The sequence below is a fragment of the Faecalispora anaeroviscerum genome (genome assembly GCF_947568225.1).
GTDB lineage: Bacteria > Bacillota > Clostridia > Oscillospirales > Acutalibacteraceae > Faecalispora > Faecalispora anaeroviscerum.
In genome coordinates this window covers 622,855-636,470 of record NZ_CANOOQ010000001.1, presented here as the reverse complement: position 1 = coordinate 636,470, position 13,616 = coordinate 622,855, and the positions used below count along the sequence as shown (strand labels likewise).

At 48.8% G+C, this 13,616-nt stretch carries 11 protein-coding genes; 3 read left to right on the top strand and 8 right to left on the bottom strand.

Annotated elements, in window-relative coordinates:
- Positions 1–7: 7 nt before the first annotated feature.
- Both QOS46_RS03105 and QOS46_RS03100 read right to left on the bottom strand, forming a co-directional pair.
- A complete protein-coding gene (locus tag QOS46_RS03105) occupies positions 8–2,305 on the bottom strand; it encodes a glycosyltransferase family 2 protein (RefSeq protein ID WP_283607229.1) in 2,298 nt (765 codons plus the stop codon).
- A gap of 14 nt (positions 2,306–2,319) precedes the next feature.
- Positions 2,320–3,867 (bottom strand): dolichyl-phosphate-mannose--protein mannosyltransferase, encoded by a 1,548-nt coding sequence (locus QOS46_RS03100; RefSeq protein WP_283607227.1) that lies wholly within the window; start codon positions 3,865–3,867, stop codon positions 2,320–2,322.
- Between the two features lie 1,143 nt (positions 3,868–5,010).
- Here QOS46_RS03100 and QOS46_RS03095 point away from each other — a divergent pair.
- The gene (locus tag QOS46_RS03095; protein ID WP_283607225.1) at positions 5,011–6,390 is read left to right on the top strand and encodes an MATE family efflux transporter; all 1,380 of its coding nucleotides are present in this window, start codon (positions 5,011–5,013) and stop codon (positions 6,388–6,390) included.
- Positions 6,391–6,424: 34 nt separating this feature from the next.
- Here the strand turns inward: QOS46_RS03095 and QOS46_RS03090 are convergent, their stop codons facing one another.
- The 6 genes from QOS46_RS03090 to QOS46_RS03065 form a co-directional block, all read right to left on the bottom strand.
- A complete protein-coding gene (locus QOS46_RS03090) occupies positions 6,425–8,170 on the bottom strand; it encodes an Rqc2 family fibronectin-binding protein (protein WP_283607222.1) in 1,746 nt (581 codons plus the stop codon).
- A gap of 12 nt (positions 8,171–8,182) precedes the next feature.
- A complete protein-coding gene (locus tag QOS46_RS03085; RefSeq protein ID WP_283607219.1) occupies positions 8,183–8,959 on the bottom strand; it encodes a Nif3-like dinuclear metal center hexameric protein in 777 nt (258 codons plus the stop codon).
- Positions 8,956–9,651: a class I SAM-dependent methyltransferase gene (locus QOS46_RS03080; protein WP_283607217.1), complete on the bottom strand. Its 696-nt coding sequence runs from the start codon at positions 9,649–9,651 to the stop codon at positions 8,956–8,958. Before QOS46_RS03080 ends, QOS46_RS03085 begins: the two co-directional genes overlap by 4 nt.
- 122 nt (positions 9,652–9,773) lie before the next feature.
- On the bottom strand, positions 9,774–9,983 hold the full coding sequence (locus tag QOS46_RS03075; protein ID WP_283607215.1) for a DUF1858 domain-containing protein: 210 nt from the start codon (positions 9,981–9,983) through the stop codon (positions 9,774–9,776).
- A gap of 135 nt (positions 9,984–10,118) precedes the next feature.
- On the bottom strand, positions 10,119–10,397 hold the full coding sequence (locus tag QOS46_RS03070) for a zinc-ribbon domain containing protein (protein WP_283607213.1): 279 nt from the start codon (positions 10,395–10,397) through the stop codon (positions 10,119–10,121).
- 103 nt (positions 10,398–10,500) lie between these two features.
- Positions 10,501–11,046, bottom strand: coding sequence for a sigma-70 family RNA polymerase sigma factor (locus tag QOS46_RS03065; RefSeq protein WP_283607211.1), 546 nt, complete (start codon positions 11,044–11,046; stop codon positions 10,501–10,503).
- A 283-nt stretch (positions 11,047–11,329) separates the two neighbouring features.
- Between QOS46_RS03065 and QOS46_RS03060 the strand changes: the two genes are divergently transcribed.
- The gene (locus tag QOS46_RS03060) at positions 11,330–12,862 is read left to right on the top strand and encodes a YifB family Mg chelatase-like AAA ATPase (protein WP_283607210.1); all 1,533 of its coding nucleotides are present in this window, start codon (positions 11,330–11,332) and stop codon (positions 12,860–12,862) included.
- A gap of 175 nt (positions 12,863–13,037) precedes the next feature.
- Positions 13,038–13,601 (top strand): epoxyqueuosine reductase QueH, encoded by a 564-nt coding sequence (locus QOS46_RS03055; protein ID WP_283607208.1) that lies wholly within the window; start codon positions 13,038–13,040, stop codon positions 13,599–13,601.
- Positions 13,602–13,616 lie beyond the last annotated feature (15 nt).

Below are 13,616 nucleotides of genomic sequence, written 5' to 3'. Positions count from 1 at the left end.
TATCCTCTTACTTTCTAATTGAATTACTTGACTTGTTTTCATCGTTCCTGCCCTCAATTTGCTCTACGGTCACTAGGTGTTCAATGAATTGCATCTGATCAACATTAGACTGTTCAGTCAGACCATGGAGGGTCTTTTCCCAATAATGAGGCTTTACGATCAATTGAAACAATGCTTTATAGGCCGCAACGCTCATCAAAACCCAGTATAGCGGGGTCAGCAATCCCGACCGAATCAGCCCATAGGAAAAAGGCTGGTCTTTCTTAATCGCGCAGTCACGGATGACATAATACGTACCAACGATATTCATGTAGATGAAGATAAAGTTGCCAATAATCAACTGAATCACCGAGATATAGTAAATCGGCCCCGGGAAAAACATCTGTACCCACGCTGGCTGAAGGATCAGCCAGACCACCATCATTCCCCAGAAGATGGGGTTGAGCAGCGGAAGTAACGGAGTTCCCAAAATCATGGCCAGATACCCGAGCATCCCCCGGAAACCTATCTGACGGTAAAATTTAACCGGCTGACGCATATGTACGAAGAAGGTCTGCATATAGCCCTTGATCCAGCGAGAACGTTGGCGAATCCAGTTGCCAATGTCGCTGTTGGCTTCCTCCCAAGTGCGGGAATCCAAAATAGCGGTTTTATACCGATATTTGTAAAGCCTGATACCCAGATCTGCGTCTTCGGTTACGTTGAAAGGATCCCAGCCGCCTACCCGCTTCAAAAAGCTCATCTTGAAGTGGTTGGAGGTGCCCCCCAACGGGATGGGAATATCCATCTGCATAATGCCTACCAGCAGAAGTTCAAACCACATGCTGTACTCCTGTGTAAACAGTCTGGTAAGCAGATTTTGCCGACTGTTGAAATAATTGAGCTTAGCCTGGATGCACACATATTCCTCCGGCAACTGTTGAAAAGCCAAATAAGCTTTTTTGAGCTGATCCGGCTCAGGTCTGTCCTCCGCATCGTAGATGACCACATATTCCCCCTTTGCTTGCAGCAACCCGTAGTTGCAGGCCTTGGGTTTCGTTTGTGGCTTGGATGCAGGTACAATGATGGGGGTAAAGTAGCTGGGCAACCGCATTGCATGAACCACCGCAATGGTTTCGGGGTCATTTTCCTCCAGCAAAATCCGAACGTCTAATTTATATTTTGGGTAGTCAAGATTTTGGATTCTTTTCAAAAGATCAGGCAGTACCTCTTTTTCCTTATAAACCGGAATGAGCAAAGTGTATACCGGCAACTCGGCCTCATGCACAGCGGCCACCTCTTCCGCTGAAAAGCGCAGCTGTGCATTATGGCGGGCGCCTTTAATTACAATCCAAAATTTTGCGATCGCCATCGAAAGATAGGCAATTTGAAAAACAATCACCAGTGTGAGCAGGGTAGTAAACCAGTTTGCCGTTAGTGCCAGCAAAAACACAGCGAAGAGCGCTAACAGCACAACCAACTGCGTGGTGGTAAAGGTTTCAATTGCGGAGTTTTGTGGCTGTTCATCATAAAGAGCGAACACGCTTCCAAGAATCTCCTCGCGGCGATAAGCCTGCTCCCAAAATTGCAGCCGCTCCGCGTTGGTCATAAGAACCTGCTCAATGGGTTTTCCCAAATAAGCTTCAATGTCCTTGACGGCATCTTCACCCAGCTTGGCCTCTACAGCTACAACAGTATACTGCTTTTCTTCCCGAATAATGATGGCGGCGTAACGATTGGCCATTTTGTAAGGCAGAGCACGCACATCTGCCAAGCGCACATTGCTGCCCAGCCGTCCTATTTCTCCTTGTGTTGCCAAAACACGGTATAGCTGCTCCTCCGTGACATATTCTAAAAAAAGCAGAATCTCTCCCAATCGCCCGCCGCTGCGCTTCTGAGTTTCCAGCGCGGTATCCAGTTGTTCCTGCGTAATGATGCCCAAACGCAGCAGCTCATCCCCCAGCCGACCTTTGGGCGCAACACGCTGTGCCAGCGTGGACTCCAACTGCTGGGGAGTCAAAAAGCCAAGGGAAACGCAGATCGTACCCAATCGTCCGCCATATTGTTGTTGGTAGCGAAGCGCCTCGGCTAATTGCTCACGGTCGATATAGCCGTTGCCGATCAAAACTTCGCCCAATGTCGCGCCGGGACTGGTGAAGATAAAACGAAAAAGCTGCTCTCTGGTAATGATTCCATGATTGACCAGAGTTTCGCCCAGCAAGGTGTCCTCCTGCTTTTGCCACAAAAGCGCATCAGCCAACTGTTCCTCGTTGATAAGGCCAGCTTTCACCAATCGTCCGCCAAATCCATTCAGATTTTTCTCCACTCAAACACCCCCTTTCATTTCAGCACTTTGTAGATTTTATAACCCTCTACAGAGGCCACTTCTTCGCACCATTCCTCCCCATGCCAATAAAGGTTGGGATAAGCGATATTCAGGGCATCCATATTGCCATAGCTCCCAATCTGCGGAACAATGACATAATCAATATTATACCCCACAGGGTCCGCCACCGCCTGCGCAAATTCCGGAGTACAGCTGATCACCAGATTATCCACGTTATCCACGTTCATAACAGCATAATAGGTCAGATAGGAATCCATCAGGATTCTTTTATCCCTTAAATTGGTATTAATATAATCTGCAATCTGCTCGGTGTGCGCCGGAACCATATATAGAGTATCCTCCCTCATAAGGGAAGAATGTTCAAATGCCCAGACAAAATAAGCACTATTAAAAGCCAGCACTACACAAAGAATAACAGTGGCTATCTGTCGCGCCGCCTTTTTTAGCACAGAAAGCTGATAAGGCACCCACGCTACGGCCAACATCAAAGGATAGCAGAGATACCGCACATAGCCACCCGATGAGCCCTTGGCAATCATAAAAAACTGAAAGATAGAAAGCCCCAGCGTTACTGCCATAATGATAGCAGTATCGATGCTTAGAAGGGTTCCTGATAGAAACCGTATTAAAACCAGCCCGGCAAGAGCAAACAGAAATGGCCAGATTCTAGCCCACACATAGGGTATCGCCCCAACCAAGCCACCATAATCGGTGTAATAAGCCGAATAGGCATTCATCGAGTAACCCGAGTTCAAAAAATATAAAGGATTCCCGGTAATGGTCCAGTTAAATAAAATCCAGACCAATACCGTGTAAATGATCGGCAGGAAGGTGACCCACATAGTTCCTTCCACATAGAAAAATCTTTCTTTCCAGTTTCTTTCTGGGTAATATCTCTGCTCCCTCTGACTGAACAGCATATGGAGGAACATCCCAAAACCAAGAGTCAAAGCGAAGGGAATCGCTTCATAGCGAGTGAGGAACATCCCCACACAGCCAACGCCCAAAGCAAGAAGATGGCTGGCCCGCCCCGTCCGCATCCAAAGGGAAAGTGCGCAAACGGCCTGTATGGCAAAGGCGGAAGCGATAATCTCTGTCATGCCATTTGCCCCATAAAAAAAGATATAAGGGTTGAAACAGAACAGCAAAGTGATCACGAGGGAAGGCATACGTTCTACCTTTAGCAGTTCAAATGTACGCAGGAGCGTTTTTCCCTGCCATGCGGCAAAGAATGCCGTTACCGCAGCCGCACCGATTCCCTTGGTGACAATAGGCCTCCAAAAATGCGCAAGCGCTACAAAGGGAAGTTGTAATACACTGGGCAACGGATTCCACACAAGCCCTATGGATGTGAAGCGATACGGCTTGCAAAACAGCACATAAAACGCATTGGCAGTGCGGCTTACAGCGTCTCCGAGAAGAACACCCTTAAAATAGCCTAAATATACGCCATAGGTAAATTCGGTAAGCAATATCAAAACAAAAATGATTCGGTCAATATGAATCGGGCGGGGAGCAGCGTGTTTCGGTTTGTAATACAATATGTTCTCTCCCCCCTCTCTTAAACAATAACCTTCTGGTATAATATTGTAACACGACTGAGAAAAAATTGCGACAAAAATGAGAAGACTTCTCTTTGATAATCAATACGATGAAAATTTCCAAAAACGGATTCGTATGCCATTCAGCAGCAGGTATATCTTACGGTACATTATGTAAACACTCTGGAATGCATCAAGCACAGCTTCGCTTTAAAAAAGCCATTCTATCCGGCTTGGAGCCGCAATCAATGAGATTGTCAACAATTTATATGAGAGCAGACCGAATTGCAAAACGGTATTCACGTAGAAAGTTTTTGCTTAGTAGTTTTTAAGAAGTTTGAAACTATCGACAAGCTGATAAGAGAGGTTTTAGTTGAACTTGTAAACTATATCAAAGTATATGAGAATGGCAACATCAATGTCAAGTTTAAGTTTGCTGACGAGCTACTCCGGGTAATGGAATTCATTAAAATCAACACTCAATCCGAGGCGGTTTAAATGAACCGTATTTTAAAGGCAGTTCGTTTTTCTAATATTACCGACCCACCGGACCAACTGGACCTGCCGCAGTAGCCGTTCTTGACGGCTTACAGGTTCAGCTTCAGGGAAGTAGCGGTGCAAGAGTTGCAAACAATATTAACGTATGATTTGATACTTCGATTAATGCACCGTCTACAAACATCACCTACAATGCCGGAGTCGGACTTTTCTTTATTCAGCAGCCAGGCTATTATCTTAATTTCGTTGACGAATAGGTTAAGATTGACTGTTTTAGCAATTAATGCTAAAATAATATTATATTACAAACAAGAGCAATTCTTTGGACAGATGAAAAAAACATTGAAACAGGATATACCTTGCATATTCTCAAACATTCTTCAAATAAAAACTTTACAATTTTATTCTGTTATAATAATTATGAACTCAAATTGTATATTAATTTGAGAGTGTCATCGGAGGGCTTTTTATCAAAACAAGGCCAGATAAGATGTCGGGATTATACCCGGTATATTATCTGGCCTTTTTAGTTTAAAAATGCTAGGTCTACGAGCGAAGGTCAAAGCTATTGACACCTTTTAAGACTGGTCAAAATAAGTTTACTTGCTTTTTCTAATTAGTTTGATTCTGGAGGGTAAAGATCATATGGATGCTCAAAACGCAAGTCTTAAAGTAATTAACAAACAGTTTATCAAGTATGTGATTCCTTCCGTTATCGGCATGGTCGTTCAGGCTCTTTACATTGTTTTAGATGGCATCATTGTGGGACAGGGGATCGGAGAAATTGCACTTGCTGCGATCAATATTGTTTTTCCATTTGGCATGATCGTTATTGCCCTGGCTATGCTGATAGCGGTAGGAGGCGCTAATGTTTACTCTTTTTACAAAGGACAGGGAGAGTTGGTGAAAGCGAACAATATTTTTTGCCAGTGCCTGGCAATCGCCTTTGTAATCGGCTTTGTTATGACCCTTCCGGGGTTCTTTTTTCGGGAGCAGCTGGTCTTGCTCGCAGGGGCTAACGAGGCGTTGCTGCTTTCTGCCATGGCCTATTTAAAATGGATGGCGCCGTTTTTTCTGTTTCAAATGATTGTGTGTCTACTTTCCGTCTTTGTGCGCAATGACAATGCCCCCAGACTCGTAATGGTAGCAACTGTCACTGGAGCAATCGTTAATACCATCCTTGATGTTATCCTTATCCTTATTCTTCATTACGGTATTGAAGCAGCCGCCATAACAAACGGTGTTGGGATGCTGCTGGAGCTTACATTTTATGCAACCTATTTTTGGAGTAAAAAGGGGATGCTCCGGATCAGAAAGCCCGTCTTCCATTTCGTGGACATAAAAAGGATTGTGAGTAATGGCTTTGCTACCTTCCTCATGGAACTCAGCTTGCCTGCCGTTACATTTTCTTTTAATCTCGCAATCATTTACCATGTGGGCACACTCGGAGTGACAGCGTATTCCATTGTCGGTTATGTTTGTGCCATCATCAACATGGTTTTAATTGGTGTTACGCAAGGTGCGCAGCCACTAATGAGCCTCTATCATGGCCAGGGGAATAAAAAGGCTTTTACACATATCTATCACTTGGGGGTACGTACAAATATCGTTATTCCTGTACTGTTGGTATCCGTTTGCTTTATTTTCAGTGACGGAATCGTTTCTTTGTTCCACGCAGGAAACCCTGAGTTAACTGCACTAACCAGTCACATGCTTCGACTTTATCCATTGGCGCACATCGCCATCGGAGTTACTCTGATGAATATTTTGTTCTTCCAGGCAACGGAACAAAACACCTTTTCCACAGCAATCTCTTTTCTGCGATGCATCGGTTTCATCCAGATCTTTCTGATTCTCTCTATCGAACTGTTTTCCGGAAAAGGGCTTTATTTTGCTTTCTTCTTCGGAGAGCTGTGCCATATGATTATTTCACAAATATTGGTGCAACGTGCGAAACGATTGGAAATTACAGCGGCACAAACAGAAACCGGAATAAACCAGGAGATCATTGAAAGCGAGACCTAACTTTAAACAAAACTATAGTCATGGCCCCTAGGGGTCATGACTTTTCTTCTTCCGGCGTTACATACATTGTACGATAATTTTCATAAATCACCATACCGGGCTTGGCTCCCGCTGGCTTGTGTACATGCCGCACCTGAGTATAATCCACCGGCACCTGAGAAGAGGACTTCCCTTTGCTGTGAACGGCAGCCAGGCGCGCAGCATCCAACAAGGCACTTTCGGTTGGTGTCTTTCCGTCTGTCACCAGAATGGTGTGGGAACCTGGAATGTTTTTGGTATGGAACCAAATATCATTATTATTGGCAAGCTTCAGCGTCAGGCGGTCGTTCTGCCTGTTATTCCGGCCCACAAGAACCCGGAATTCGTCAGAAACAGTAAATTCCATCGGCGCGGCGGCAGCCACCGGCTTTTGCTTGCTCCCCTTAGGGGCCTTTAGATACCCCTGCTCCTGCAGTTCCTGCCGAACCTCGAGCAGATCGCGCTCCGTTTCCGCACGGCTCAGCTCTTCCAGAACCGTATCGAGGTATAGAAGCTCCTGTTGAGCCTGCGCGATCTGCTCCGTCAGCTTTTCCTCCGCCGTGCGCGCCTTGCGGTAATCCTTATAATATTTCTGCGCGTTCTGGGAAGGTGTAAGCCGCGGATCAAGCCGGATACGCAGCTTTGGCAAAGATTCGTCATAAAAATTCTCCAGCTCCACGCTGGACAGGCCCGGCTCGATCTGATACAGATTGGCGTTAAGCAAATCCCCGCAGACGCGCAAATGCTCCCGTTCCGCGCACTGAACCAGCTCGCCGCGCTGCGCGTTGATTTTTCTGCTGAGCCGGTCAGAAATCGTCGTCAGGTGTCGGAACAAATCCTGCTCCCGAACCCGCATACGGTCAATGTGATCGCGCTCTTCGTAAAATGCATCCAAAAGCTCCGAAAAGCTGGCGTGCTCACGCACAACTGCGGAGGTTCCGTATTGCTCCGGGCGGAGAAAGGAAAAGTCAATCGGCTTTTTGTCGGGCCCCAGAACGAGATGCGGAACTCCAGAGCACCCCTCCACCTCCTGCTTTAAACGGCCCAAAAAGAACAGCAGGCGCTCCCTTTGCGTATCTGTCATCCCGTGAACCAACACCTGTTCTCCCCGGCCGACGCGGTGCTGTATCTCGCGGCAGACAACGGGGGACACGCCCTGCAAAACAGACAGCAGCCCTTTCGAAAGCTCCATTTCCTTCGGTTGGGCGAACAGCCCCTCCAGCACCTTCTGGGGCTGAACTTCGAGCAGGCACAGCTTTCCCTGCGCCGGCGGAAGCTCATACCGCAGGCCCGGGAGAACTAGGCGTTCGGAACTCATTTCAGCATCCACACGCTTGAGCGCATCGATGACCCGACCTTCTTCATCTATTAAAATAATATTGCTGTACCGCCCCATGATTTCGGAAACCACTGTCAGACGAACAAGGTCACCCAGTTCATTGACAGCTTCAAAATCCAGAAAGAGCAGACGTTCCAGCTGCGGCTGACGAATCTGCAGCAGCTTAGCGCCGGAAAGGCGCTTACGCATCAGCATACACAGCATGGGCGGCTGCTTCGGATTTTCCGGCACAGAGCGTGTAAAATGAATCCGTGCGCTGTTCGCGCGGGCGGAAATCAAAAGCTTGAACTGTTCTGCTCGGGTACGCAGCAGAAAGACCATCTCTTCCCGATTGGGCTGGTAGATCTTCTCTACCCTGGCCCCCTGCGCCGCCTGCTCCAACTCCTGTGATAAATGTCTTAAAAAAGCCCCATCTAAGGCCATGGGGGCACCTCCTTACAGGTACTGTGCAGGATCACACAGCGCCTCTGATTTTTGAAAATGTACCGTTGGGAACTGCTCCTGCAGAGTGTTTTTCAGCGGCAGAATCACAACATCCTCGGTGTTGAAATGGCCGGCATCCACTAAGGTGATGCCGAGCTGCTTTGCCAGAAGCAGCTGATGGTGCTTGGTGTCTGCCGTGACAAAAGCATCCGCCCCGGCCTGCACCGCATCCTCCAGAAGATCAGCTCCGGCTCCGCCGCACAAAGCCACTGTTTGGATGGGCTTCCCTCCGTCCACATATTTCAGTCCGCCGCAGAACAACGCCTGTTTCACAAATTCCGCAAATTTCGCCGGAGAATAGCTTTGCGACAGATTCCCAACGAGGCCTTCCCATAGTCCGTCCTTTGCGTAAGGCTTGATCCCACGAATATCTTCAAGCGTCAAAGCCTCCGCCAGGCAGGTGTTTACGCCACCCGGCGCGAGATCGAGATTCGTATGGGCGCAGATGGCCGCAATCCCGCGCTGTACCAAAAGATACGGTACATCCTGCGGTTTTATATGGCGCAGCGGCTGAAAAATAACCGGATGATGACTGATGATCAGTTCAGCGCCTAGCCGGGCTGCTTCCTCCACTACACCGGGCGTAATGTCGAGTGCCAGCAAAACGGCGGAAACTGGAACCTGCCGATCTCCGACCAGAAAACCGGCATTATCAAAACTCATCGCCGTCTCAAACGGAGCGCAGACATTGAAAAAATCGTAAATATCGCCGGCGGTTACCATATTCATTTCAAATCCTCCTTTGGAATGAGCTGTTCCAACTGATCTGCCACCCGCAAAAGTCGCTGCGCCTCATTGGGGTCTTTTGCGCTCAGGCCGTGTCCACGCACTCGAAGCGCAGTGCCCTGTTTTTCAATATAAGTACGGGCCGCAGGGGTATTGGGGCGAAGGATGCCGATATAAGGATACAACTCCCCAACCTCAGTCTGTGCGGGCTGCCAGCACATAAGCATTACGCTGTATACATGCCCGCGCGACTCCACTGCTTCTTCCCGCAGAACGGAAAAGCCGTTTTGCAGCAAATAGTCCCGAAGTTCGCGTGCACAGGTCATCGGCTGCAGTATCAAGCGTTTTCCCTCCCGCCTGACCCACGGCGCCTCGGACAAAATTCTGGCGATCAGCTCGCCGCCCATGCCCGCAATCACAATATCGTCCGCTTCTTCCGGCAGTATCTTCGCGAGCCCGTCCGAGAGGCGCACGGAGATCTTCTCCGTTTGGTAGCGTTTCAGGTTTTCTTCCGCCTTCCTCAGCGGACCGGTACGGACATCCACAGCCACCGCCGACCGAATGCGCCCTTGCTTCTCCAGCCAGACAGGCAGATAGGCATGGTCTGTGCCGATGTCTGCCATTTTAGCCCCCGTCCGGACAAAATCCGCACAGAGCTGAAGCCTTGGGTCTAACTGAAATAATGGTCTGCTCACACAATTCCTCCCCCGGTATTCCGGCTGGCCAAATCCCCAGAAAGGGAGTGCCGTTTTGCCGGATAAAAGAACCGCCCGGGCAATAAACTGCCGGGCGGTATTCATAGCAGATGCCTGTATGCTTATTTCGCACCGAGATGGGCGTTCAGCTTCTCTACAAGCACATCCGGGTCTACTCCGTGTACCATACAGGCCTCCTGAATCGATTCACCGCGGGAAGCTGGGCACCCCAAGCAGTGCATACCCATCTCCAAAAAGAAAGGTGCAGTGGATTCATCTAAATCAAGAATATTGCCAATGACAGTATCCTTTGTGATTTTTATATCTGACATAGGATCGTTCCTCCGTTTCTAAACTCTTTTTTATTATAATACCCGGAAGAAAAAAAATCAATCCCTGCCATACGGGCCATATACAATAATAACGCCCCTGCGCAAAGCGCAAGGGGCGTTAATCGCTCGCTTCTATCAGCCTTCTTCTCTCATCTTTGCAAAGCATTCGCTGCAGTAAACCGGGCGATCCTCACGGGGCTTAAACGGAACCTTTGCTTCTTTTCCGCAGGAAGCGCAGGTGGCCACAAACATTTCACGTTCCGGTTTGGCTGCATTCTTGCGGGTATCACGGCAGCTCTTGCAGCGCTGGGGCTCGTTTACAAAGCCTTTGGCCGCATAAAACTCCTGCTCGCCGGCAGTAAATACAAATTCCGCGCCGCATTCCTTACATGTGAGAGTCTTGTCCTCGTACATTTGATTTTACCTCGCTTTGAATAAAGATATTTGCCCTTAGACGGATTCGCACCGACTCCTTTGATTACCAACGCTCTACGTAAGCTACCCGGGCATAGTCATCCTAAAATGGGTTTTTCAGTTTTTTTCGTACCCTTTGAATCGCATTATCCACCGCCTTTACAGAAACAGCTTGCTTTTGCGCGATCTCTTGGTACGTACAGCCATTTAAATATAAAAATAGCACTTCCTGCTCCATTTTAGACAAGCTCTGATTGATACGGGCTCTAAGCCCTTCCAGGTTTTCTCTGTCAATCAACAATGTTTCCGGATTGGCAATCTGATCGGATCGGAATGAAGTTGTCCAACTATCATCCTGCTCCGCCTCATAGAAAGAAACAAAATTATGTAAAGGAAGATTTTTTCGGCTGAGTGCCGACCGGCACGCCGTTACCATCTGATGGTAAATACAAACCCCTGCGTATGTTTTAAAACTGGCGGAACCACTGGTTCGGTAGCTGTGTGCGGCATGAAGTAGCCCCAACAGGCCCTCCTGATATAGATCCTCAGCTTCAATGGGAACCCCCCGGAAAGCGGAAGCCTTTCCGCGGATCAACCCCATATAACGGGCAGTCAGCTCAACAAAGGCATCTGTGTTTCCTTCGTTCACAAGTTCCGCCACTTGCTGGTCAGAATGTTCCGGCAATAGATCAAACAAAATAAGCACCTCAGGTATTAGTGATTCTCTACAATATTTATTTTACTCGATCCTCTCATTAAAGTCAATAAAAATTACAAAATTATTTGCAATTAAGCCATTAAAATAGTATTAGACGCACAAAATATCTCTTTTTACGACAATCAATTTGATTTTTGACGTGCATTTATTTCCCATTTTATGGAAAAGTTAAAAAAATTTCGATATAATTTATTTAAATTTAGGGGGGATTTTATTGGTATCCTTTCTGCACAGCCTTGGGCTGCATGGAATGAACGCATTTATGGTAAAAGTGGAAGCCGATCTTTCAAATGGTCTTCCCTCATTCGAGGTAGTGGGCCTGCCTGACGCCGCGGTGAAAGAATCGCGAGACCGGGTTCGGGCCGCACTGAAAAACTGCGGGTTTACGTACCCGGTATCAAAAATTACGGTGAATCTGGCGCCTGCCGACAAGCGAAAGGAAGGACCGATTTATGATCTTCCGGTACTGGCCGCTCTGCTGTATGCCTCCGGCCAGTTGGAGGGGAACGCAGAGCATTGCGCTATGGTAGGGGAATTGTCTCTCTCCGGTGAGGTGCGGCCCGTAAAGGGGATTCTGCCTATGGCACTGGCCGCAAAACAGGCAGGGATTACTGATTTCTTCGTTCCCGCGGAAAACGCGCCGGAGGGCGCTGTGGTAGAGGGGCTTCGGGTTTACCCCGTGATGGACATCCGTTCGCTGGTAATGCACCTGACAGGGCAGCAACTGATACTCCCATGCGTTTCCGATCCGTTTTCGGGCAGGAATACGGCTTTTCCCCTGCCCGATTTTTCGGAAGTGCGCGGACAGGAAGCAGCCAAACGCGCTTTGGAGATTGCGGCCAGTGGAAGCCACAATGTGCTTCTAATCGGACCGCCGGGCTCCGGAAAAAGCATGCTCGCGAAGCGGATGCCCTCCATTTTGCCGGATATGACCTTAGAGGAAGCCATCACCACTACCCAGATTTATTCCGTGGCCGGCACGCTTCCCAAGGGAAGTACGCTGATGTGGGAGCGGCCCTTCCGGGCGCCGCACCACACGGTATCGCCGGCCGGGCTTTCCGGCGGCGGCACGATCGTTCGCCCCGGAGAAATCTCGCTCGCGCACAACGGCGTTCTTTTTCTAGACGAGCTGCCGGAATTCCACCGCGATACCATGGAGGTTCTTCGCCAGCCGCTGGAGGACGGAACCGTTACCATTTCGCGGGTCAGCGGCAGTGTCACCTACCCCAGCTCGGTGATGCTGGTTGCCGCGATGAACCCCTGCCCCTGCGGTTATTTCGGGCACCCCACAAGAGCATGCGTTTGCTCGTCAAATACGGTAGACCGTTACCTGGGAAAAATATCCGGGCCGCTTTTGGATCGCCTGGATCTGCACGTTGAGGTTCCACCCGTAGAGTTCGACGTGCTTTCCTCGAATGAAAAAGCGGAAAGTTCCGCAAAAATCCGAGAGAGAGTGAATACGGCAAGGGAACGGCAAAACAGGCGCTTTCGCGGTACGGGCATTACCTGCAACGCCCGCATCACTCCGAACCTGCTGCATGAGGTGTGCCGCCTGAGCCCGAGTGCGCAGACATTGCTCAAAACAGCCTTTGAGCGCATGGGGCTTTCAGCCAGAGCGTTTGACCGGGTGCTGAAAATCTCCCGTACCATCGCGGATCTGGACAACTGCGACACCATCGAGACGCGCCATGCGGCCGAAGCGGTACAGTACCGTGCTCTAGACCGAAAATATTGGAGAGCACCCTGAAAGACTGCACTGAAATACACAAGACCATTCCTCTGGGGCAGCAAATGCTAGGACAAAAGATTCTGCATAAGAAACAAGATTGATTCAGCCGCCGTACCGGTGTATAATAAGAATAAATAGGGCATCTGGCAATCAGTATGCTCTCCCATATTCTTAGAAAAACAAGGTGACAATCATGAAAACACTTTTGCATATCTGCTGCGCTCCCTGTTCTATTATGTGTATTGAATCTCTGCGCAGTGAAAATATTGAGCCTGTCGGCTTTTGGTTCAATCCGAACATTCACCCCTATACGGAGTACAGAAGCCGCAAGGAAGCGCTGATTCAGCACGCAAAGGACGTAGAAATGGAGCTGATTCTGGAGGGCGACTACGGCCTGCGGGAGTTCATACGAAATGTTTCCCCCGATTTTGACAGCCGCTGCGGATACTGCTATTCCGTTCGGGCCGAGGCCGCCGCGTCATATGCCGCGGAGCACGGGTTTGACAGCTTTACCTCTACCCTGCTGATCAGCCCTTATCAGAATCACGAGCTGCTGCGCGAAACTATGGAAAAAAGTGCCGAGAAATACGGCGTGGAGTTTCTATATCGCGATTTCCGCCCCTATTTTCGCGAAGGACAGGAAAAGGCCAGGGAAAAGGGATTATATATGCAAAAATACTGCGGCTGCGTTTTTAGCGAAGAGGATCGTTACCGCAAAAAGCCAAAGAAAAAGAAAGAGGCTGCACAGGCGCTCTGAACTGAACCAGTAAAA

What these genes read in the sequence shown, in the direction of transcription:
- QOS46_RS03055 (WP_283607208.1), top strand. Translation starts at nt 13,038, where the DNA reads ATGAAAACACTTTTGCATATCTGCTGCGCTCCCTGTTCTATTATGTGT.
- QOS46_RS03070 (WP_283607213.1), bottom strand. Translation starts at nt 10,397, where the DNA reads ATGTACGAGGACAAGACTCTCACATGTAAGGAATGCGGCGCGGAATTT.
- QOS46_RS03095 (WP_283607225.1), top strand. Translation starts at nt 5,011, where the DNA reads ATGGATGCTCAAAACGCAAGTCTTAAAGTAATTAACAAACAGTTTATC.
- QOS46_RS03090 (WP_283607222.1), bottom strand. Translation starts at nt 8,170, where the DNA reads ATGGCCTTAGATGGGGCTTTTTTAAGACATTTATCACAGGAGTTGGAG.
- QOS46_RS03075 (WP_283607215.1), bottom strand. Translation starts at nt 9,983, where the DNA reads ATGTCAGATATAAAAATCACAAAGGATACTGTCATTGGCAATATTCTT.
- QOS46_RS03085 (WP_283607219.1), bottom strand. Translation starts at nt 8,959, where the DNA reads ATGAATATGGTAACCGCCGGCGATATTTACGATTTTTTCAATGTCTGC.